The sequence below is a fragment of the Polaromonas sp. P4_F4 genome (assembly GCF_056401355.1).
Genome location: NZ_JBFUJO010000011.1, coordinates 72,628 through 94,904, shown reverse-complemented (window position 1 = coordinate 94,904; position 22,277 = coordinate 72,628). Strand labels below are relative to the sequence as shown.

The window sequence follows — 22,277 nt, the reverse complement described above, 5'->3', positions numbered from 1 at the left end:
CCCCTTTTTTACGCTCTCCTGCCGGTCTGTGCAATGGCAGCATGGGTCAGCCATCTCGCGGCGCCGGCAGCGGGCACAAGGTGCGGTCCTCTCGCCCGGTCACTGCGCGACCTGCTTTACGTGGGTCTGCATATCCCGTTGTGGGTCGCGGTGCGTGGTATCTGTTTTTGCGTAGCACGCAATAAAGGTGGGCCAAGTAGACGCCTTGAGCCGGGCCGCAGGTCGACTGTGCAGCCCGTTGAGGCCAGACTCCCTGGACTCAATGGGCAGTCGTTGACAGGGTACGAATCGGCGGCGCCGAGTTATGCAGCAGGCGCAGGAGGTCGGCCTGCCTGGACGTGCCTGTCTTGGAGAACATGTGCTTCAGGTGGGTGCGAATAGTCGACTCGCCGATGCCGAGTATGTCGGCCACCTCCATGCCGCCCAGCCCCTGGGAAAGCGCCAGCAGCACGCGCAGTTCGCCGCCAGTGAGCCCGTGCAGCCTGGCGAAGGCCTCACCCGGCATGAGTGGCGCCTGAACGGGATCCTGCGTGAACACTGCGACCGATGCCGCAAACGGTGCAAGAATGCCGCGGCGCTGGCCGCTCTCAATCGGCAGAAGGGTCGCAACGTAGCCGCCGCCGACTCTGTCTGGAATCGCCACGGAATGTTTGCTCATACCCATTTCGGCGTCGTCGCGCGCCGCCTCTTCAATCGCCTTCGACAGTGCAGCGCGAGCCGCAGAATCGGTGGGAGAAATCCGATTGTTGACGAGACGAATCGAATTGCCGGTTTTGATCTGGCGTTCGGCAGCCTGGTTCATATAAACGACATGACCATCGCGCGCCGTGAGGAAAACACCGGCAACAAGTCCATCCAGCGTCTTTTCCAGCATCTCCGACCTGAGCGCCCTGATATCGAGCACATCGGAGATGGCGAGTGCACGGCATACATGCGGAGAAAGAAGCTTGAACAGACTGACATCACGCTGCTGGAAATGCGGGGCCGTCTCGCTCCGGGAGGCATGCATGGAAGCCATGCGCCCTCCGGTCCGCAACGCGGGAAACCAGATCATGTCCAGTAGTCCAAACGGCTTTAGCACCTCTCGAAAGAACCGGCTTTCGAGCAACTGGTAACGCTCCATGGAGAGGGCGCTGACGTCGCCGATATTCGAGACGACATCCGCAACGGCCATGGGACTTTCCGCGTAGTGACTTCCCAACTTGCCCAGGAATTCTGGCTGATATCCGAATACGAACAGCTGGTCATTTTGCACATGCCGCAGATCATGAACGCATATTCCGCCCGCTGTGCTTTCGCAGAGATCTGCAACCTTTCGGCAAGTGGCCGGCCAGCGCTGCGGATCGAGCGCACAGTCATAGATTGCACCTATCAGGTCGGATAGCTCCTGAGCGGAAACCCCCTCCAGGCCGATCACGGAGAAACCTTCCTGTGTCGAGGATGTCGAGGAGCCATGCCATGAACCTTTCGTGAGGATGCTGCCCGCGCTTGCGTGCAGAGCAGGCTTTCGGGCGCCGTCGGGCCCGTGAGAAACCTGCACCTTTTCTTTTGATGCTGCATTGACCGTAACAGAAAAAGGTCGCCAGCGCCATGGTCATATTTCCGCTCGCAATAGCGGCAGCCGAAGCAGCCGAATCATCGCTTCCGATGACGCGGCGGCTCAGGTGATTGCCTACGCTCACAACCTGACCAGGACGCCTTGTGCGCATCGCGGCAATGCCAATGCCGCATTCACGAGGTGCGAACGGCTTTACCGCAACACTTCGCCCTAGGAGCTGCATATGACAACCAAATCAATCCCGGCTGCTGCCACGGCCATGACAATCGGTGGCAACTACGCCGGTAACGTGGCGTCGGTGAAGGTGCTGGGCGTGTATTTGACAGCTAGCCCGCTCGTCGCGGCGCTCTTGCTGGGCGGCGCGGCGTTCGGTGCATTGTCCAGCGCAGCGGCCAACGAGAAGGCGGCAGCGACCACCATTGACGGCAGGCGTCTGCAAATCGAAGCGTTGACCGCCCGTGTCAAAAAGCTCAACGACGACATGCAGGCCACGGGCAACGAGGGCGACAAGGCCGCTCTAAGTGCCAACGCATCGCGCGTGCAGGGTCAGATTGACAGACTCAAGGCGGACGTCGGCGCTGCACAGTCGCTGCTAGCGGCAGCCCTGGACGGCACCCGGCGACAGCAGTAGCTGCATCATCGCTTCCGATGACGCGGCGGCTCCGGTGATTGCCTAAGCTCTCAACCTGACCAGGATGCACTGTGCGCATCGCGGCGGCAATGCCAATACCGCATTCACGAGGTGCGAACGGCTTCACCATGACACTTCTTACCAGGAGCTGCATATGACGAAGAAACCCCATGCCGGAGACGGCGAACGGCAGCGCCGGCTTATCGCTTCCATCGCGCTGAGAACTGGCGGCTTGATCGGCGCCGTGATTCTCGGCGGACTGTTCGTTGCCTCCTGCAGTTCAGGCGTGACCGACGTTGGCACAACCGTAGCTGCCCCGACCAGTGCTGAGACCAAAATATATGCCGCAACGCTGTTGCTCCTTGAACGGCTCGATCACACGGTGGTGAATCAACACAGCACCGCGCACGACTCCGACTTGCCCGGAGCGTCCATCGCCGCCTACGGGATGTAGTGCGCGCCATTGCCAATGGGCAGCCACCTGGGCCGGGCATGGCTGCGTGGCCCGTTTCCCGCACCCACTTCCAGCGTTGTTGCGATCACTCGGGCAGAGACGGATGCTCGGCTACATAAGTCCAATAGCGGTAGTGCTCGACTGGATTGGGAACCATTGCTTGTCCAGCGTCAAGAAGTCAAAAATTGAATGGCATTCGTCATGAGCTTTCATGAGCTCAACCCAGCACTTCACGGGCGGCACGGGCGACTGGGCGGGCTTGCCTTCACCGGGAGAAAAACACCTGAGCCCGGTGTGCCTTCAGCGACTTGCACAAACGGGTGCGTGGTTTAAAGTCTGAAAACACCTGCCAACCGGAGCGCCTTCATGACAAGCACCACCAACCCTGCTGAATCTGCAGCTACCCAGCCGCGCCGGGTAGACCAGTTGCTCGCCCACTATGGCGAGAGCCACCAGAATCCGCGCAACGAGGTGATCCACTTCATCGCCATTCCCTTGATCATGCTGAGCCTCGTCGGCATGCTGTTTGCGCTGCATCCCTATGTGGCTTATGCCTTCATTGCCGCAAGCATGGTGTATTACGCGCGGCTTTCGGTGGTGTTTCTCCTTACCATGGTGCTGTGGTCGCTGGCAACCCTTGCGCTGGTGTTGGCCATGGGGACGCAGGTGTTGCAGATTTCCATCGCCATCTTCGTAGGGGCTTGGGTTCTGCAATTTATCGGCCATAAAATAGAAGGGAAAAAACCCTCTTTTTTCGAGGATATTCAATATCTCTGGGTTGGCCCGCTGTTTGTGCTGAGCAAGCTGTTCGGCAAGCTGGGCATACACTGGTGAGGGCCGTGTTTCAGTCCCACCGTGCTACCCCCTCCCGCGCTGCGCGCATGACTTGAAAACGGCAGCTTCGCCTTCACCTCATGCTTTCTGTTTGCGGGTTTAAAGGATTTCGCGTGCCCAGTCTAGTCAGCCAAATTTTGCGTTTTTTCCTGAAACTGGCCCTGGGCCTGTTTGCAGCCATCTTCGCCGTCAGCCTATTGCTGGCAGCCTTGATCGTTGTGGCCCTGAGCCTGCTCAAATCGCTGGTCACGGGTCGCAAACCCTCGCCCGCCATGGTGTTTGGCCGCTTTCAGCGGTTTTCTCCGCAGGGCATGTGGCCCGGCGGTGCTGCCCGCGACGGTGCTGCGAGGCCCGCAGACGATGTAGTGGACGTCGAGGCGCGTGAAATTCGCGGTGACAGACGCCTGCCCTGAGTGCAGCGTCGGGGCCTTCTTTACGGTTTTTAGGGCTTTAAGGGCCCACCACCAACGCCATCCCACCCCTGCCCAGATTCAGGGTTGAGGAGGGTCGAGGCGTTTTTTCGCGGCATTACCTGGCAAGGGCTGCGCATCTGGTCCTCACGGCGTTCGGCACCTCGCTGCCATGCCACCAGAAGCCGAGTCCCGCACGGCGACTGTCCCACTCCTCCTTATCTCCCTCCCCGTCCCTGCCTCGCTTTCAGGCAGCGAATGAAACAGCCGGAGGAGAACGATTTGCCGGAAACTCCTGACTTGGCTGATTTTCGTATACGATATAATGAATCCAACTAATTGCCACCATGCTTCCCTGGTTCACCGAATCTTCTGCCGACCGCTTCAATGACGTCCGCGACACCTCGCTGGCGAAGCTGGTGCGCGACGACATGCTGGCGCTGATTCTCAAGGGTGTGCTCGCACCGGGCCAGCGCATCAATGAGCCCGATGTGGCCAGCCGGCTGCAGGTATCGCGGGTGCCGGTGCGCGAGGCCTTGCGCGAGCTGGAAAGCTCGGGGCTGGTCGTGTCGCGCAAACACTCGGGCGTCTTTGTTCGCCAGCTCGATGCGGCTGAAATTCGTGACCTGTACCAGATGCGCGGACTGCTGGATGGCTTTGCCGGGCGCTGCGCCGCCGGCCTGGCCACCGAAAAACGCGAGAACCTGCTGGCGCTGCTGACGGCTTCGGTCGACACCATGCGGGAGGCCGCCGGGCAGCACGACGTGCAGCGCTACTACGCCGAAAACCTCCGTTTTCATTGGGCCATTGTGGAAGCTTCCGGCAATCGGCAGCTGTCCGAGACTTACCGCGGCATCGTGCAGAAGCTGCATCTGTCGCGCCTGAAAAATCTGTCACAGAACGTGGGCGTGCAGGCTTCGATTGCCGAACACGTCGAGATCGTGCAGGCCCTGCGCGACGCCGATGCCGCGCGCTGCGAGGCGCTGATGGCGCGCCACGTGGGCGATGCCTACATACGCCTGGTTGACGCTGAGCCGCCCAAAGCCATCCAACCAACTAGCCAAATAAAAACCAAATAGCCCCCTGATTTTTAATCGCCACCCGGAGACGCCCCCCCATGAAACGACGCACCCTATTGCAGGCCGCCCCTGCCCTGATCTACGCCCCCAGCCTGGCACTGGCCCAGACGGCCTACCCGTCCAAACCCATCCGCTACATCGTTCCGGTGGCGGCCGGCGGCGGCAGCGACCTGGTTGGCCGCACCGTCACCGAGCGCTGGGGCAAGGTGCTCAACCAGAGTTTCATCGTTGACAACCAGGGCGGCGGCGGCGGCGTCATTGCCTGCCAGACCACGGCACGCTCCGTGCCCGACGGCTACACACTCATGCAGGGTTATGTCGCGACCCACGGCACCAGCCCCGCCACGCGCAAGCTGCCTTACGACCCGATCAAGGACTTCACGCCCATCGGCATGATTGGCGCCACCCCCAATGTGCTGGTGGTGAACAACAGCCTGCCGGTTAAAAACGTCAAGGAACTCATCGAGTACCTGAAGAAGAACCCCGGCAAGGTGAGCTATGGCTCGGCAGGACCCGGCTCGCTGACGCACCTGACGGCCGAGCTCTTCAAACAGGCCAGCAATTCCTTCATGGTGCACATCCCCTACCGCGGCATCGCACCGGCCATCACCGACCTGATCGGCGGGCAAACCCAGGTCATGTTCCCGGGGCTCGCCGCCGCGCTGCCTTACCTGAAGGGCGAACGCATGAGGGCGCTTGCCGTGACCGGAAGAAAGCGCCACCCCTTGCTCAAGGACGTCCCCACCCTGGAAGAGTCGGGTTTCAAGGGCTTCGATGCCATCCAGTGGTACGGCGTGGTTGGCCCGGCGAAGATGCCCGAAGCCATCGTGAAAACCCTGAGCACATCGCTGGCGCAGGTGCTGGCACAACCCGAGATGAAGGTAAAACTCTCCACCGAAGCCATTGAGCTGGTGCAGATGACGCCCGAGTTTTTCGGCTCTTTCATGCAAATCGACATTGCCCGCTGGACCAGGCTCGCCAAGGAGAGGAACATCCAGCTGGACAGCTAACGCCTTGCCCCTTCCGTGCGTCTGTGCCGCTCCTTTGCGGCGCAGGCCGACCCGCCACATACCGCCGCATCCGGCATCAACAACATTTGCAGGAACACCTGCACCAAGAGATTTATGGCCCGCAATACCCAGGTCGCCGCCGACCACAACGCTCCTCCCGTCACGCAAATCCTCGCGCAGTTCGTTGCCACCCATCCGTCACGCGGATGGAGCGATGCGGTGGACCACGAAGCGCACCGCACCTTCATGAACTGGCTGGGCTGCGCCGTGGGTGCGGCCCACCATGAAGCCGCCGATGCGGCACTGGCCGCCGTGAGGCTGCTGCAGCCCGCCGCGCAGGCGAGCGTGCTGGGCCGGACCGAAAAGGTCGACATGGGCAGCGCAGCGCTGCTCAACGGCATCACCTCGCACACCTTTGACTTCGACGACACCCACCTCAAAACCATCATCCACCCCGCCGGCCCGGTAGCCTCTGCCGTGCTGGCGCTGGCCGAGCACACGGGCAGCTCGGGCCGCGAGGTGATCGACGCGCTGGTGCTGGGCATAGACGTGTCCTGCCGCGTCGGCAACGCCATGTACCCCGAGCATTACGACCGCGGCTGGCACATCACCGGCTCCACCGGCACGCTGGGCGCCGCGGCGGCCTGCGCGCGCCTGCTCAAGCTGGATGTGCAGAAGACCGCGATGGCGCTGGGTATTGCGGCCTCGCAGCCCGTCGGCATGCGCGAACAGTTTGGCACCATGACCAAGCCCTTTCACCCCGGCGGCGCCGCACGCGCCGGACTGATGTCTGCCTTGCTGGCCAGCCAGGGCTTCACTGCCAGCCCCAAGGCCCTTGAGGCGCCGCGCGGCATGATGCAGACCGTCTCGACCAAGAACGACTGGAACGAGATCACCCATGAGCTGGGCCAACGTTTCGAGATTTCGTTCAACAGCTACAAGCCCTTTGCCTGCGGCATCGTGATTCACCCCAGCATTGATGCCTGCGCCCAATTGCGCGAAAGATTTTCCAAAGAAGGCGTCACCGCCGAGCAGATCGAGCGTATCGAGCTCAAGGTGCACTCGCTGGTGCTGGAACTCACCGGCAAAAAAGAACCCGCCGACGGCCTGCAGGCCAAGTTCAGCGTCTACCACGGCTGTGCCGCCGGGCTGACTTTTGGCCGCGCGGCTGAAGAGGAGTTCTCCGACGAGATCGTCAACCGCGCCGACATGGTGGCGCTGCGCCGCAAGGTGGTTGCCACGGTCGACGACTCCATTGATGAGGCCAGCGCCGACGTGACGGCGGTACTCAAGGATGGCCGCCGCGTGCATGTGTTTGTCGAGCACGCGATTGGCTCGCTGCAAAATCCGATGACGGACGTTCTGCTGGAAGCGAAATTCCAGGACCTGTCTGACCCGATCCTGGGCGCAGGCCGGACCAGCGAACTGATCAACGCCTGCTGGACTCTGGGCACCCAGGCCAGCGTGGCCGCCGTCATTGCACTCGCCACGCCGGAAAGCCGATGACCGCACCGGCACACGCCAGGCCAAAAATCGTCATCGTCGGCGATGCCGAGCAGGCACTGCGCCGGCTTGGCGACTGGCGCAAGATTGATGCGCAAGCCGATGTGATGGTGCACCACCTGCCGCTGCGCGGCGAGGCCCTGATTAACGCACTGAAAGATGCCGACGCCGTGGTGCTCGTACGGGACCGCACGCCGTTTGACGCCACGCTGGTGGCCAGGCTGCCCAAATTGCGCTACCTGGTGTTTACCGGCACACGCAACACCACCCTCGACCTGGCCGCGCTGGCAGCGCGCGACATTCCCGTCAGCCACACCGAATGGGGCCCGTCCAAAGACAGCACCTGCGAGATGACCTGGTCGCTGATCCTGGCCGCCACGCGCCAGCTCGAACAACAAACCGCCCTGCTGCGCCGCGGCCAGTGGCGCGCGGACAAGCCCGAGCCCCTGGCGGGCGTGCTGCATGGCCAGACGCTGGGCCTGATCGGCCTGGGAGAAATCGGCGGGCGCGTGGCCAAGGTCGGCCAGGCGCTGGGCATGAAGGTCATCACCTGGAGCCCGCGCATGACGCCCGAGCGCGCCGCGCAGCACGGCGCCAGCGCGGTCACGCTGGAAGAACTGCTGAGCAGTGCCAAAGTCGTCAGCCTGCACCTCGTGCCAACGCCGGCGACGCACCACCTGCTGAATGCACAGCGGCTGAAACTGATGCAGCCTGGCAGCCTGCTCGTCAACACCTCGCGCTCGGCGCTGGTGGATGCCGCGGCGCTGGTCCAGGCGCTTGAGCAGGGGCAGCCCGGCTTTGCCGCGCTGGATGTGTTTGATGTGGAACCGCTGCCGATGGACGATGCGCTGCGCCGGCTGCCCAATGTGCTGCTCACGCCCCATCTCGGTTTTGTCACGGAGCCGGTGTACCAGCGATTTGCAACCGGGGTCACGGAATGCCTGCAGGCCTGGCTGAACCGCCAGCCGCTGGTCCGATTGATGGGTGACGTTGCCTGAGGCCAGCAGCGCCACCCTGGATACTATTAAATCAAATCAGGGGCCTAAAAGCGGTGCGTTATTCCCGCACCTAGCCGTGCAGAGTCCAGCGTGGTGCTGCCATCTGCGCGTTCAGCCTTGAGCTTGCGGTACGCGGTGTACAAACGTGTGCGCTTTGACAAGTCATAGGTGCCCATCAGGCTCAGCCCATGGGCATCCACGACTTTGCGGTCAGCGGCGTTTTTGGTCACTGCGCTGGCGTAGCCTACCGCAACGGTCGCAGCGCCGAAGGGCGCGTCCAGGCCGACCTCCCACTCGTTCGATTTTTGATGCCCGGCGATCCGTTCGTCGGTTTGCCGCTGCAGGGCGCCGACAAACCTGACAGGGCCAAAGTCATAGTTGCCGGCGATCAGATGGAACTTGTTGCTGCCGGTTGTGTACCTTTCGGTCTGGTAGGCGTAACCGATGCGGGCAGGGCCCGCTTCGTACTTGACATGTGCACCCATCGTGCGCGGCCCACTGGTGGCCGTGGCCGCGCCTTCGTCAGCACTCAGGCTGACCGAGCCACTGAACGCACCCAGCATCGGCGTGGCGTAATACAGGGTGTTGTTTCCGCGGGCCAGGTAGTCGCTGCCGGTGACGGCGGCCAGGCCGTTTGCCGCGGTGGTCCCGGCACCCCAGACCTGCCCGGTTGAGGCAAAGCCCGAAGAATCATAGAGATGGTTGGTGGAGCCACGCAATGCGTCGAAAGCACCCAGCATGCGGCCCAAACGCAGCTCGCCGAACGCGCCCGTCAGGCCGACGTAGGCTGTGCGGTTAAAGCCAATGTCGGAACCCGACACCTTGGTGATCGTGCCAGTGTCAATGCTGATGGCTTGTTCAAGCACAAAGTTGGCGCGAAGGCCACCACCAAGATCTTCCGAGCCCCGCAAGCCCCAGCGACTGGCTTGGGCGCCACCGCTTTCAATCGCGCCAGTGGTCCCTGCCGGGGCGGCCCCGACCTTGTTTCTGGTTTGGCCCACCCAAGCGTCGACGATGCCGTACAAGGTCACGCTGGATTGGGCCGTGGCCGCACTGGCGAAAGTGCCGAGAATAAGCGCGGCGAGTAAGGGTTGCTTCATGAAACGGATCCTTGGAGAGTTAAGCGGGATTTTTGATGAATTTAACGTCAGTCGTCAGACGACTGATCAGATGGTACAAATTCACCGACCGCAAAACATCCGTAAAAACCCTTGACTGATGATTTCAGCGCGACTCGCCGACTGTTTTCGCCGCGTGGCGCGTCACGCGCAGGCAGCCTGGCGCCAAGACACAACAAAACCAAAACAGTCGATGCAACCGATCCGGCGAATACCTTCAGTCCGCCGCGACGGTGCTACGCAGGCGCTCGCGACTGTTGCTCAGGTGCATGAACATCGCGGCGCGTGCTGCAGCCGCGTCTCCACGGTGAATGGCGTCATAGATAGCCTCATGCTCGCGCTGCGTGATTGCCTTGCCACTCTCCAGCATGGGCTGCGCTTCACCAAAACGCGCTGCGGGCACGGGTTTGCCGACGCCCGGCTCAGTCGCCTCCTGCTGCGCATCATGCAAGTGGCGCGGAATCGTCGCGTTGCCCAAACTGCGCAGCACCTCCTCGAAGTACTCGTTGCCCGTGGCAGCAGCGATTTGCGCATGGAACTGGAAGTCGTATTCGGTGGTGCTGGCACCCGCGCGGCGCTGGGCGTCGAACGCATCCAGAGCCGCCCGCATCGCAACCAGGTGCTCGTCGCGGCGGCGCACCGCAGCCAGGCTGGCGGCCTCGGACTCCAGGCTGATACGCAGTTCGAGCATGGCCAGTTTCTGGCGCACCTGCACGTTGCGCGAACCGATCGACAGAAGCGGCTCGACCGTCGGCGACACCAGCACAAAGGTACCCACACCCTGCCGCGTCTCGACCAGACCGCTGGCCTGGAGCCGGGACATCGCCTCGCGCACCACGGTCCGACTCACCCCGAATTCACGCATCAGCACGGGCTCGGGCGGAACACGGTCACCAGGCTTCAATGCCCCGCCATGGATGCGCTCAAAAACGCCATCCACCACACGCTGCGGCTGGCTCTTGGCCCGTGCGGGATGCTCTTGTAATGGGGTGCTCATGGCGTCCTGAGAGTGATGGCTAGCCATCCACTATACAGTGGCTTGGCATCCCACCTGACGACTGATGTCAAATCACGACCCCCACAAAAATCCGCCTAAATTTAGGGTTTACACCAACACAACTCGTCTGACGTGTTATCTAAAATTCAATGAAGTCTGACGACTGATGATTTAGAAAGACATCCATGAAAATTGAAAATGTGCGCGGCACCGAATTCACCTATCCCACCCACCGCTCGGCAGACAGTGCCGGTCACTCCCACCCCGGTCCCGAGGGCTTGGGCAAGATGGCCCTGCTCACCATCACCACCGATGAAGGCCATTGTGGTTATGCCTTTGCGCCGCCCGAAGTCATTCGTCCCCATGTGCTGGAAGCCTTTGTACGCAAGGTGGTGGTGGGACAGAACCCGTTTCAACGCGAACAGCTGTGGCAGTCGCTGGAGCACTGGCAGCGCGGTAGCGCCGGGCAATTGACCGACCGTGCGCTGGCTGCCGTCGACCAGGCGCTGTGGGATCTGGCCGGTCGCGCATTGGGGCAGCCGGTGTACCGGCTGATCGGCGGCTACCGCGACAAGGTGCCCGCCTACGGCAGCACCATGTGCGGCGACGAATTGAAAGGCGGACTGTCCACGCCCGACGAATACGCCCGCTTTGCCGAAAAACTGGTGGCACGCGGCTACAAGGCCATCAAGCTGCACACCTGGATGCCGCCGGTATCCTTTGCGCCCGACCCCGGCATGGACATCAAGGCCTGCGCTGCCGTGCGCGAGGCCGTTGGCCCCCACATTCCGCTGATGCTGGACGGCTACCACAACTACAGCCGCACCGATGCCTTGACGATTGGCCGCGCGCTGGAGAAACTCAACTTCACCTGGTTCGAGGAAATGATGAACGAGCAGAGCATGGCGTCCTATGCCTGGCTGGCTTCCCAGCTCGACATCCCTATCGTCGGGCCGGAAAGCCTGTCAGGCAAGCACCACAGCCGGGCCGACTGGGTCATGGCCGGGGCCTGCGACATCCTGCGCGCCGGGGTACCGGGCGTTGGCGGTATTTCGCCTACGCTGAAAGTGGCGCACCTGGCCGAGGCTTTTGGCATGAACTGCGAGGTACACGGCAACGGAGCCGCCAACCTGGCCGTATGCGCCGCCATCAAAAACTGCCGCTGGTATGAACGCGGGCTGCTACATCCCTTTCTGGACTATGACGAGGTACCCGCCTACCTGAACAAGCTGGCCGACCCGATGGATGCCAACGGCGACGTGCACCTGTCTCAGCTGCCGGGCCTGGGCGAAGATATCAATTTCGCCTACATCGAAGCCCATACCCGCCTGAACTATTAAGGCTTATTAAGGCGATTACGCCGCAGCCTTTGCCGATCCACCTTGAGGAGACACCCCATGAAACATTCGAAGCTGCTGCGCAAGTGCGCATTAGCCCTGGCACTGTGCGCGCTGGGCGCAGCGGCCCAGGCCAAAACCCCGGACGACCAGCTGGTGATCGGGTTCAGCATGAACAACCTGCTGTCACTCGACCCGGCAGCCGCCACGGGCAACGATGTGGTGGAAATAGCCGCCAACCTGTACGACTACCTGATTGAGCTGGACCCGCAGAACACCAGCAAGATGTTGCCGGGCCTGGCCGAGAGCTGGAAGGTATCGCCCGACGGGCGCAGCATCAGCCTGGTGCTGCGCAAGGGGGTCAAGTTCCAGTCGGGCAATGTGCTGACGGCGGAGGACGCCGCCTGGTCGCTGCAGCGGGTGCTCAAACTCAATCTGGCAATGGCTTCGCCCTGGAAAAGTTATGGCTTTTCAGCCCAGAATGTGGACAAGGCCATCCGCGCCACCGATGCCCAGACGCTCGTGATCGACCTGCCCGAGGCGACCGACCCGAAGATGGTGCTCTACACCCTGGCCACCTCGGTCAGCGCCGTGGTGCTGGACCGCAAGAAGGTTCTGGAGAACGATAAAAACGGTGACCTGGGGGCCGCCTGGCTGACCACCCATGCGGCCGGCTCCGGCGCCTTCGCGCTGGCCGAATGGCGCGCCAAAGACACCTTGCTGATGAACCGCTTTGATGGCTATTGGCGCGGCCCGGCCAAGCTCAAGCGCGTCATCATGCGGCATATGACCGAGTCGCAGTCGCTGCGCCTGATGGTGGATCGGGGCGACCTGGACGTGGCTTCGGGCATGTCGGTGCCCGACGTCGAGGCCATGAAGAAAAACGCCGATGTGGTGGTACAACCGGTGCGGCGCGGCACACTGTATTACGTGGCCGTCAGCATGAAAGACCCGAAATTTGCCGACAAACGCGTGCGCCTGGCAATCCGCAACCTGATTGACTACGACGGCATCAATGCCACCGTGATGCCCAACTACGGCGTGGCGCACCAGCGCCCGGTGCAGATGGGCCTGGCCGCGACGCTGCCCAGCCCGGGCTACAAGCTGGATGTGGCCACCGCGAAAAAGCTGCTGGCAGAAGCGGGCTATCCGAACGGATTCAAGACCACCATTCGCGTGCTGGCGGACCCGCCCTTTATTAACATCGCCACCAGCCTGCAGGCCACCCTGGCCAAAGCCGGTATCGAGGCCAGCGTGCTCTCGGGCACCGGCAACCAGGTATACGGTGCCATGCGTGAGCGCAATTTCGAAATCCTGGTGGGGCGCGGCGGCGGTGGGGTCGAGCCACATCCGCACTCCAGCCTGCGCGCCCTGGCCTACAACCCCGACAACAGCGATGCCGCCAAGCTCACCAACTTCCAGGGCTGGCGCACTTCTTTCTTCAACCCGGAATTGAACCAGTTGATCGAAAAAGCCGAGGTGCAGCTTGACGAGACCAAACAGACGGCGACCTACCAGGAGGCCCAAAAACTGTACGACACCCAGGTAGGCGCCATCCAGCCGGTGTCGCAAATGGTGGACACCGTGGTGCTGCGCAAGGACGTGCGCAACTACCAGGGCCATCCATCAGCCACCACCCGGCTGCGCGATGTCTTCAAGCAACGCTGATTCCGAAGCGCCACCGTTTTACCTCTGCATGGAGAACTTCCCTTGTCCTCACCCTTGACCACCCCCGCTCTGTGGGCCCTGGGCCAGCGCCTGCTGAGCGTGCTGCTGACCCTGCTGGGCCTGCTGCTGCTGACCTTTGTGATCGGCCGCGTGATGCCGCTGGACCCGGTGCTGTCCATCGTCGGGCCCGACGCCGACCGCTCCACCTACGACCAGGTGTTTTTGCAACTGGGTCTGGACCGGCCGCTGCCGGTGCAGTTTGCCTACTACCTGCGCGACCTGCTGCAAGGCAACCTGGGCAACGCCTTGCTGACCGGGCACACGGTCACCGAAGACCTGGCCCGCGTGCTGCCCGCCACGGTGGAACTGGCCACCGCCGCCATCCTGCTGGGGACCGGCCTGGGTATTCCGCTGGGCGTGTATGCCGCCACCCAGCGGGGCCGCCTGGCCGACCATGTGGTGCGGGTCATCAGCCTGTTTGGCTATTCCACCCCGGTGTTCTGGTTCGGCATGATGGGCTTGCTGGTGTTTTACGCCTGGCTGGGCTGGGCCGGTGGTGCAGGCCGGGTCGACCTGGCGTTTGACGGGCTGGTGGCCCCGCGCAGCGGCCTGCTGCTGATCGACGCGGCGCTGGCCGGCGAATGGGAAGTGTTTCGCAGCGCCATCAAGCACGTCACGCTGCCGGCCTGCATTCTGGGCCTGCACTCGATGGCCTACATCAGCCGCATGACACGCAGCTTCATGCTGGCCCAGCTGTCGCAGGAATACATCACTACGGCCCGCGTCAAGGGCCTGCCTGAGCGCAGCGTGGTCTGGCACCACGCCTTCCGCAACATCCTGGTCCAGCTGCTGACGATTGTGGCCCTGGCTTACGGCGGCCTGCTGGAAGGCGCGGTATTGATCGAAACCGTCTTTGCCTGGCCAGGCTTTGGCCAATACCTGACCAGCAGCCTGCTGCTGGGTGACATGAACGCCGTCATGGGCTGCGTGCTGGTGGTGGGAATCATCTTCGTCACGCTGAACCTGCTCTCTGATGCCCTGTACCACGTCTTTGACCCGAGAACACGCGGATGACTTCCCATACCCTGACCCCCATGTTCAGCGACACCCCGCAATCCACCGCCCAGGCGCTGCACCACAGCCTGCGCCAGGGCCTGCTGCGGCTGCTGCACAACCCCATGACGGTAGCCGGCCTGCTGGTGGTGCTGATGCTGCTGCTCGTGGCCTTGCTCGCGCCCTGGATCGCCCCGCACAGTCCGCTCGACCAGAATCTGGCCCAGTCGCTCAAAGCCCCTTCCGCCGCCCACTGGTTTGGCACCGATGAATACGGCCGCGACGTGTTCAGCCGCCTGGTGCATGGCTCGCGCATCTCGCTCTACATCATTGCCCTGGTGACGGTGATCGTCGGTCCGGTGGGTCTGGCGGTGGGCAGCATGTCGGGCTACTTTGGCGGCTGGGTCGACAACCTCTTCATGCGCATCACCGACATCTTCATCTCCTTCCCCAGCCTGGTCCTGGCGCTGGCCTTTGTGGCGGCCCTGGGGCCGGGGCTGGACCACGCGGTCATTGCGATTGCGCTGACTGCATGGCCACCGATTGCACGGCTGGCACGGGCCGAAACCCTGTCCCTGCGCCATGCCGATTTTGTAGTGGCGGCCCAGTTGCAGGGCGCATCTTCCACCCGCATTCTGGTGCGCTACATCGCGCCTATGCTGCTGTCGTCCGTGGTGGTGCGCCTGACCATGAACATGGCCAGCGTGATCCTGACCGCCGCCGGCCTGGGCTTTCTGGGCCTGGGCGCGCAGCCGCCGCTTCCCGAATGGGGCGCGATGATTTCATCCGGCAGGCGCTACATGATGGAGTGCTGGTGGCTCGTCGCCATGCCGGGTGCCGCCATCATGCTGGTGAGCCTGGCCTTCAACCTGTTGGGCGATGGCTTGCGCGATGTGCTCGACCCCCGCAACGAATGAGGACACCCGCCATGCACAACGCCTCTCCCTCCGCATCCCTGATGCACCAGCTGCAGGTCGAAGATCTGCACATCCGCTTCGCCACGCCCGACGGCCCCATGCACGCGGTGCGTGGCGTGTCCTTCACCATGTCGCGCGAAAAGCTGGCCATCGTGGGTGAATCGGGCTCGGGCAAGTCCACGGTCGGCCGGGCCCTGCTCAAGCTGCACCCGCGCAGCGCACAGATCGAAGCGCGCAAGCTGGCCTTCGACGGCATCGACCTGCTGGGCGCCAGCCCCAAGACCATGCAGTCCATCCGCGGCAAGCGCATGTCCATGATCATGCAAGACCCGAAGTACTCGCTGAACCCGGTGGTGCGCGTCGGCCAGCAGATCGCCGAAGCCTACCTGGCGCACAACAAGGTGCCGCGCGCCGAAGCCTGTGAACGCACCCTGGCCATGCTGGAGGCCGTGCGCATCCGCGAACCGCAACGCGTGTTCAATCTTTACCCGCATGAAGTGTCGGGCGGCATGGGCCAGCGCATCATGATTGCGATGATGCTGATCACCGAGCCCGAGATCCTGATTGCCGACGAACCCACCTCGGCACTGGACGTGTCGGTACGGCTGCAGGTGCTGGCCGTGCTGGACGACCTGGTCGGCCAGCGCGGGTTAGGGCTGGTGTTCATCAGCCATGACCTGAACCTGGTGCGCCATTTTTGCGACCGGGTGCTGGTGATGTATGCCGGACGCGTGGTGGAGTCCATTGCCGCCGCCGACCTGGACCACGCCGAACACCCCTATACCCGCGGCCTGCTCAGCGCCCTGCCCAGACTGGAGCAGCGCCGCCCGCGCCTGCCCGTGCTGCAGCGTGACCCGGCCTGGCTCACTTCCGGAGCAAACGCATGACCATGATCAACATCAACGCACTCACCCTTGCTTTCGCAGCGGGCGCGGTGAAGGTCCTGAGCGACGTGCACCTGCAGGTGAAGGCGGGCCAGGCATTTGGACTGGTGGGTGAATCCGGCTCCGGGAAAACCACGGTTTTGCGCTGCCTGGCCGGCCAGTACAGGCATTGGAGCGGCAGCCTGCAGATTGCGGGCCGCAGGCTGGATCACAAGCTTGACCGCGCACGCTGCCGCGAAGTGCAGATGGTGTTTCAGGACCCCTACGGCTCACTGCACCCACGGCACACCATTCACACCGTGCTGGCCGAGCCTTTGCGGATTCACGGCCTGACACGCGGCATGGCGGAGGAACGCGAACGCGTCGAGGCGATACTGGGGAAGGTGGGGCTCAACAGCAGTTTTCGTTTTCGCTATCCCCACCAGCTGTCGGGCGGGCAGCGCCAGCGCGTCGCCATTGCGCGCGCCCTGATTCTGGAGCCACGCGTACTGCTGCTCGACGAGCCCACCTCGGCGCTGGATGTATCGGTGCAGGCTGAAATTCTCAACCTGCTGGCCGACCTGCGCGAACGCGAAGGACTGACCTACCTGCTGGTGACGCACGACCTGGGTGTGGTGGCCCACCTGTGCGACGAGGTGGCCGTGATGCAGCAGGGCCGCATCGTGGAAACGCTGACAACCGAGGCACTGTGCAACAACGCGGCGCAACACCCTTACACCCGGATGCTGGTGGATGCGAGCCGGGCCTACAGCCGGGACATGGCTGATACGGCTTGATACGGCCTGGCGCGACGATCAGGATAGTGCGGGCGCCCAGCCTGCCTGGGCATTTCATCACCGCCATGCGGTCGCGCCGCGCGGCTTGCTGTGCGGTGCGCGTTCGCAGCGCTTGCATTTCAGCGTGTTCGGTCATATGGTAGCTATCGTGCCGCTGGCCAGGGGCATGTTTTACGGGCACTGAGGACGCGTGGCGCACGATGGTCGACAGGCCCCGGGCATGCCAGACTTTTTACGGCCCGCCCTCACAAAGATCAGGAGGAAACGATGCCTAACAAAACCCTGATGAACCGCCCTCCTCTGACCACACGGAGGCCATGATGGACAGTGCAATTTTGAGCCTGCTGGGCGCTTTCCTGTTGTCCGTCATTGGCTTGTTTGCCTTCATCTGGTCGCTGCGCAAAGGCCTGCTGGTGGAAAACCCGGGCGCGGCCTCGGTGATTTTTGCGCGCGGCGAGATCGGCCGCATCGACGACCCCTCCCTCGACGACAGGGCGCACGGCGCCATGCAGGCCGCCGCGCCGCCGGCTGCGGAATTCGCGACGGCCGCCGAGGGCGAAGTCAGCGACCGCGTCGAGGCCGATCGCTCCAGCGCATTCCCCGTGTTCATGTTCATCGCGTTTGCCTGCCTGTGGTTGCTGGTGGGCTCGGTCGCCGGATTGATCGCCTCCTACAAGCTGCATGAGCCCGACTGGCTGGTGCAGCAGGCCTGGCTGACCTTCGGACGCATTCGCACGGTTCACCTCAACGCGGTGATCTATGGCTGGTCGTCCAATGCCGCACTGGCGGTGATTCTGTGGCTGCTGCCACGCATGCTGCGCACGCGACTGCATGGCGGCATCTGGGCCATGATGGGCGGCTCTTTGATCAACACCGGCATTGCCGCCGGCATTGGCGCGATTGCGGTGGGCTGGTCTGACGGCATGGAGTTTCTTGAAATTCCGTGGCAGATCGACATCTTCATCTTCGTCGGCTTTGCCTTGGTGATCCTGCCTGCGCTCTACACGCTCGTCAACCGCCGGATCGAGCATCTGTATGTGAGCGTCTGGTACTTCACGGCGGCCCTGCTGTGGATTGCCGTGCTGTTTGGCGTTGCCAACCTCCCCGGCGTGCACACCGGCGTGCAGCAGGCGACCACCAACTGGTGGTATGGCCACAACGCATTGGGCTTGTGGTTTACGCCGGTGGCCGTGGGGGCCATTTATTACTTCCTGCCCAAAATCATTGGCCGGCCCGTGGTGTCCTACAACCTGTCGCTGCTGGGCTTCTGGACACTGGCCTTCTTTTACGGACAAGTGGGCGGCCACCATTTGATCGGCGGGCCGGTGCCCGGCTGGCTGACCACGCTGTCGATTGTGCAAAGCGTGATGATGATCATCCCGGTACTGGCTTTCACCATCAACATGAAAGGCACGCTCAAAGGGCAAATGCACCTGGCGCGTTACTCGCCGACGCTGCGCTTCATGATGTTTGGCGGGCTGATGTACCTGGCCTCTTCCGTGCAGGGCTCGTTCGAGGCGCTGCGCAGCATCAACGCGGTGACGCACTTTACCCACTTCACGGTGGCACACGCGCACCTGGGCATGTACGCCTTCGTGACGATGGTGTTTTTTGGGGCAATTTACTTCATGATGCCGCGCGTGCTGGAGTGGGAGTGGCCCTACCCCTGGCTGATCACGCTGCACTTCTGGCTGGCCGCCTTGGGCATCAGCATCTACTTCGTTGGCCTGACGATCGGCGGCTGGCTTCAGGGCACGGCCATGCTTGACGCGGCCCGGCCTTTCGGGGAATCGGTCGCCGTGACCCTGCCCTGGCTCAAGTCCAGAAGCGTCGGCGGGCTGGTGATGAGCCTGGGACATCTGGTGTTTGTGGGCCACTTCCTGGCGATGGCGCTGCGTTTCGGCCCTGACCGGACCGGTGCGGCACTGTTCATGCAACCCCGGGAGGCCGCGCATGGAAAATGAAGTCAAACTGGCCGCTGGCGCAATGGTCGCACTGGCCGTTGCCACCGCGGCGCTGGTCGTGATGCCGTATATCCAGGTACGCGACGTCAAGCCACCGGCGGGCCTCAAGCCCTATACCGACCAGCAGCTGCGCGGCCGAGAGGTGTACATCGCCAACGGCTGCGTGTATTGCCACAGCCAGCAGCCGCGCGACCGCAATCTGGCGCCCGACCACACGCGCGGCTGGGGCCGCCCCTCGGTGCCGGCCGATTATGTGTATGACAAGCCGCACCTGCTGGGCAGCATGCGCACCGGGCCGGACCTCTTCAACATCGGCGCGCGCCAGCCCAGCAAGGACTGGCATCTGGGCCACCTGTACCAGCCGCGCGCCTATGTGCCCGACTCCATCATGCCGTCGTATCCCTACATGTTTCTGGTCAAGGATGCGGCCGAGGAAGGCGACCAGGTAGTGACGCTGCCGCCCGTCTACGCGCCCTTTGGCAAGGTCGTGGTGGCCCGGCCGGAGGCCCTGGACCTGGTCAAGTACCTGCAGGCGCTGAACCACACCTACCCCATCCTGCCGGCACCGGCAGTACCGGCAGCTCCATGATGCACCCGAGGAGATTTTCATGGTGACCCCTGACCCACGGCAACACCCGGCGGCGCAACAACGCGAAACGGGAGACCCCTCCGAGCAGGTGCAACCCATGCCCCTGCTGGCAGCGGCTGTGACGCTGGTGATGGTGCTCCTGGGTGCCGGGTATATATTTTTCTCCGACCCGTTTGGCAACGCCGAGCTGGGTGACCGGCGCACCGTGGCCGACCTCACGGCCAAGGCACCGGGCGCACCGGGTGCAGGCCAGGCGGTAGACGGCAAGGCGCTTTACACGGGCAACTGCGCGTCCTGCCACCAGGCCACCGGCAAGGGCCTGCCCGGCGTGTTTCCGCCGCTGGATGGCTCTGAATGGGTGCAGGGAGAGCCGCGCGTGGTGGTCAACATCCTGCTGCACGGCATCACTGGCGAGATCGAGGTGGCCGGCACCACCTACAAGGGCATGATGCCTTCGTTCAAGCAGCTGAGCGATGCCGAGCTGGCCGCCATTGCCAGCACCATTCGATCGGAATGGTCAAACAAGGCTGCAGCCATCACGCCAGAGCAGTTCGCCGCCGAACGCAAGGACACGCGCCGCAGTGCGCCCTTTGCCAGCGGCGCTGAACTCAAGGCCTTGCCTCCGGCGCAATGATGGGACGCACGACCGTATTGAGCGCGCTTTTCGCACTGCTCGCTTATGCGGCAGGCGCCTGGCTCACGCATGATTTTCAAATCTGGACGGCCGAAGGCGCGCGCCGGCTCGAAGTGGCGCTCGCGCCGGTGCCCGCGCCCGCCACCCCGCTGCACGGGCCCGACATGGCTGACACGTCATTGCCGTTGCTGCTCTCGGAGGGCGGCGGCGTCACCATCGTCGATTTTGTCTACACCCGCTGCCAGACGGTTTGCCTGGCATTGGGCAGCACTTTTCAGCAGCTGCAGGCCAACATCCAGGAAGGCCAACGCACCCCCCCGGCGAGCGCAAAGAGCGTAAAGGGACCAGCTGGCGTCAAGCTGCTGTCCCTCAGTTTTGACCCGGCGCACGACCAGTCCGCCGCGCTGGCAGCGTATGCCGGCCGCCTCCAGGCCGACCCGCATATCTGGCGTTTTGCCACGGCGCGTGATGAAACGGGGCTGCGTCTTTTGCTGGAGCGCTTTCAGGTGGTGGTGATTCCGGATGGCATGGGCGGCTTTGAGCACAACGCGGCACTGCTGGTGGTCGATGGCAGGGGCCGCCTCGTGCGCATCTTTGACTACACCGACATGGACACCGCGCTGGCCTGGGCGCAGCACCTTGCGGCCACACAAGCCCACACAGCAAAGGCCGAAGGAAGCACCGGATGAGCGCGCCGCACACCGTTGGCCGATGGCTGGCGCGCCACCAGGTCCTCCTTGGCGGGCTGCTGCTGGCTGCCCTGCTGCTGCCACCGCTCCGGCGCGCGCTGGAGTCAGGCATGGCCACGCACATGCTGCTGCAGTTTCCCGCCCTGATCGTGGTGGGCGGCCTGCTGGCCGCGGGCCTTTCACCCACGTGGCGCCAACGCCTGGATGCCTGCAACGCGCACGGTATGGCCGGGCTGGTTTTTGCCGCGCTGGTGCTGGCGCTGGCCATGGTGCCGCGTCTGCTCGATCTGGTGCTGGTGGATGCGCGTATTGACGCCCTCAAGTTGGCCGCCTTGCTGCTGTGTGGCGCCGCGCTGCGTTTGTCCTGGCGGGCTGCGGGCACCGTGGTGCAGGGCTTCTTTCTGGGCAACACGCTGCCGATGATGGCCATTGCAGGCACGCTCTACGAGGAGGCGCCTGCGCGCGTGTGCAATGCCTATCGGCTGGATGAACAACAGTTTGTCGGCGCAGCCCTGATCTGGGTAGCCAGTGCCCTGGCGGCGCTCTGGCTGGCGCAGGTTAGCTGGCGCCTGACGCGGCCGCACACGCCTGCCTCTCCAAAGGCTGTGCACTAGCTTCTACGGTTCTACCGGTTCTACGGGGCGAGCACAGGACGCTATCTCGTGCGCCAAAATCTGAACCAGGGGGATGACCATCCCGGCAGCCAACGCCACTACCGCCAGCCCAGCCGGGCCCGTATTGCTTCCACGTTTTCAGCCACGAGGCATCAGGAAATTACCGGTCACCGCGCCTGGAACCACCGCCGTGACTCCCCCGAAAGCCGCCATGCCCACCCCGAAATCCCCGATCATGACTGCGATGACCGCTCCATGAGCTAAAACCGAAGTTGAAGGATACAGCCGGGCCTATGTACAAAGGGTCATAGTAGTAGGGATAGGGGTAGAGGTAAGGATAAGGGTAGGGATTGGCGTAAACGGGAGGCGCCACATAAACGGGTTGGCCGGTGGCATACGTTCCGTACGCATAGGGTCCAGGGTCGGCAGGCCCATAAACCGCGCATCCACCCAGGGCGGACACGACAACCAGCGAAAAGGTAAGGCGTTTCGCCGCGCCTTTGATGGATTGGTTCATAGGCGTTAGAGACGCGGCGTTTTCCACAGTTCAGTGGAATTTT

22 protein-coding genes are annotated in these 22,277 nt (G+C 63.2%); 19 read left to right on the top strand and 3 right to left on the bottom strand.

The window, feature by feature from the left end:
• Positions 1-259: 259 nt before the first annotated feature.
• The gene (locus AC1DUR_RS13560; protein ID WP_477719495.1) at positions 260-1,417 is read right to left on the bottom strand and encodes a helix-turn-helix transcriptional regulator; all 1,158 of its coding nucleotides are present in this window, start codon (positions 1,415-1,417) and stop codon (positions 260-262) included.
• A gap of 364 nt (positions 1,418-1,781) precedes the next feature.
• Between AC1DUR_RS13560 and AC1DUR_RS13555 the strand changes: the two genes are divergently transcribed.
• The 8 genes from AC1DUR_RS13555 (at position 1,782) to AC1DUR_RS13520 (ending at position 8,477) form a co-directional block, all read left to right on the top strand.
• Positions 1,782-2,189 carry a hypothetical protein gene (locus AC1DUR_RS13555; protein WP_477719494.1) on the top strand — a complete coding sequence of 136 codons (408 nt, stop codon included), beginning with the start codon at positions 1,782-1,784 and terminating at the stop codon, positions 2,187-2,189.
• Positions 2,190-2,343: 154 nt separating this feature from the next.
• A complete protein-coding gene (locus tag AC1DUR_RS13550; protein WP_477719493.1) occupies positions 2,344-2,643 on the top strand; it encodes a hypothetical protein in 300 nt (99 codons plus the stop codon).
• A gap of 366 nt (positions 2,644-3,009) precedes the next feature.
• The gene (locus AC1DUR_RS13545; protein WP_477719492.1) at positions 3,010-3,477 is read left to right on the top strand and encodes an Mpo1 family 2-hydroxy fatty acid dioxygenase; all 468 of its coding nucleotides are present in this window, start codon (positions 3,010-3,012) and stop codon (positions 3,475-3,477) included.
• Between the two features lie 113 nt (positions 3,478-3,590).
• Positions 3,591-3,890 (top strand): hypothetical protein, encoded by a 300-nt coding sequence (locus AC1DUR_RS13540; RefSeq protein WP_477719491.1) that lies wholly within the window; start codon positions 3,591-3,593, stop codon positions 3,888-3,890.
• A gap of 344 nt (positions 3,891-4,234) precedes the next feature.
• Complete coding sequence (locus AC1DUR_RS13535) at positions 4,235-4,966, top strand: GntR family transcriptional regulator (RefSeq protein ID WP_477719490.1); 732 nt, start codon at positions 4,235-4,237, stop codon at positions 4,964-4,966.
• A gap of 38 nt (positions 4,967-5,004) precedes the next feature.
• Positions 5,005-5,976 carry a Bug family tripartite tricarboxylate transporter substrate binding protein gene (locus AC1DUR_RS13530; RefSeq protein WP_477719489.1) on the top strand — a complete coding sequence of 324 codons (972 nt, stop codon included), beginning with the start codon at positions 5,005-5,007 and terminating at the stop codon, positions 5,974-5,976.
• Between the two features lie 114 nt (positions 5,977-6,090).
• Positions 6,091-7,482 (top strand): MmgE/PrpD family protein, encoded by a 1,392-nt coding sequence (locus AC1DUR_RS13525; RefSeq protein WP_477719488.1) that lies wholly within the window; start codon positions 6,091-6,093, stop codon positions 7,480-7,482.
• Positions 7,479-8,477: a D-2-hydroxyacid dehydrogenase family protein gene (locus AC1DUR_RS13520; protein ID WP_477719487.1), complete on the top strand. Its 999-nt coding sequence runs from the start codon at positions 7,479-7,481 to the stop codon at positions 8,475-8,477. The genes AC1DUR_RS13525 and AC1DUR_RS13520 overlap by 4 nt, the downstream gene beginning before the upstream one ends.
• 44 nt (positions 8,478-8,521) lie before the next feature.
• Here AC1DUR_RS13520 and AC1DUR_RS13515 read toward each other — a convergent pair whose 3' ends face one another.
• Positions 8,522-9,577, bottom strand: coding sequence for a porin (locus AC1DUR_RS13515; RefSeq protein WP_477719486.1), 1,056 nt, complete (start codon positions 9,575-9,577; stop codon positions 8,522-8,524).
• A 235-nt stretch (positions 9,578-9,812) separates the two neighbouring features.
• A complete protein-coding gene (locus AC1DUR_RS13510; protein ID WP_477719485.1) occupies positions 9,813-10,592 on the bottom strand; it encodes a FadR/GntR family transcriptional regulator in 780 nt (259 codons plus the stop codon).
• A 185-nt stretch (positions 10,593-10,777) separates the two neighbouring features.
• Here AC1DUR_RS13510 and AC1DUR_RS13505 point away from each other — a divergent pair, with 185 nt between their 5' ends.
• From AC1DUR_RS13505 to AC1DUR_RS13455, 11 genes are all read left to right on the top strand, one after another.
• Complete coding sequence (locus AC1DUR_RS13505; protein ID WP_477719484.1) at positions 10,778-11,932, top strand: mandelate racemase family protein; 1,155 nt, start codon at positions 10,778-10,780, stop codon at positions 11,930-11,932.
• A gap of 57 nt (positions 11,933-11,989) precedes the next feature.
• A complete protein-coding gene (locus AC1DUR_RS13500; protein ID WP_477719483.1) occupies positions 11,990-13,597 on the top strand; it encodes an ABC transporter substrate-binding protein in 1,608 nt (535 codons plus the stop codon).
• A 42-nt stretch (positions 13,598-13,639) separates the two neighbouring features.
• Positions 13,640-14,671 (top strand): ABC transporter permease, encoded by a 1,032-nt coding sequence (locus AC1DUR_RS13495; protein WP_477719482.1) that lies wholly within the window; start codon positions 13,640-13,642, stop codon positions 14,669-14,671.
• Positions 14,668-15,567 (top strand): ABC transporter permease, encoded by a 900-nt coding sequence (locus AC1DUR_RS13490; RefSeq protein WP_477719481.1) that lies wholly within the window; start codon positions 14,668-14,670, stop codon positions 15,565-15,567. The genes AC1DUR_RS13495 and AC1DUR_RS13490 overlap by 4 nt, the downstream gene beginning before the upstream one ends.
• 11 nt (positions 15,568-15,578) lie before the next feature.
• Entirely contained in the window at positions 15,579-16,454 is an 876-nt protein-coding gene (locus AC1DUR_RS13485; protein ID WP_477719480.1) for an ABC transporter ATP-binding protein, read from the top strand.
• Positions 16,455-16,456: 2 nt separating this feature from the next.
• Positions 16,457-17,227: an ABC transporter ATP-binding protein gene (locus tag AC1DUR_RS13480; RefSeq protein WP_477719546.1), complete on the top strand. Its 771-nt coding sequence runs from the start codon at positions 16,457-16,459 to the stop codon at positions 17,225-17,227.
• A 320-nt stretch (positions 17,228-17,547) separates the two neighbouring features.
• Entirely contained in the window at positions 17,548-19,191 is a 1,644-nt protein-coding gene (locus AC1DUR_RS13475; RefSeq protein WP_477719479.1) for a cbb3-type cytochrome c oxidase subunit I, read from the top strand.
• The gene (locus AC1DUR_RS13470; protein ID WP_477719478.1) at positions 19,181-19,780 is read left to right on the top strand and encodes a cbb3-type cytochrome c oxidase subunit II; all 600 of its coding nucleotides are present in this window, start codon (positions 19,181-19,183) and stop codon (positions 19,778-19,780) included. Before AC1DUR_RS13475 ends, AC1DUR_RS13470 begins: the two co-directional genes overlap by 11 nt.
• A gap of 19 nt (positions 19,781-19,799) precedes the next feature.
• Positions 19,800-20,414: a c-type cytochrome gene (locus AC1DUR_RS13465; protein ID WP_477719477.1), complete on the top strand. Its 615-nt coding sequence runs from the start codon at positions 19,800-19,802 to the stop codon at positions 20,412-20,414.
• Positions 20,414-21,103 (top strand): SCO family protein, encoded by a 690-nt coding sequence (locus tag AC1DUR_RS13460; protein ID WP_477719476.1) that lies wholly within the window; start codon positions 20,414-20,416, stop codon positions 21,101-21,103. The genes AC1DUR_RS13465 and AC1DUR_RS13460 overlap by 1 nt, the downstream gene beginning before the upstream one ends.
• Positions 21,100-21,717: a hypothetical protein gene (locus tag AC1DUR_RS13455; protein ID WP_477719475.1), complete on the top strand. Its 618-nt coding sequence runs from the start codon at positions 21,100-21,102 to the stop codon at positions 21,715-21,717. The genes AC1DUR_RS13460 and AC1DUR_RS13455 overlap by 4 nt, the downstream gene beginning before the upstream one ends.
• The last annotated feature ends 560 nt before the right edge of the window (positions 21,718-22,277 follow it).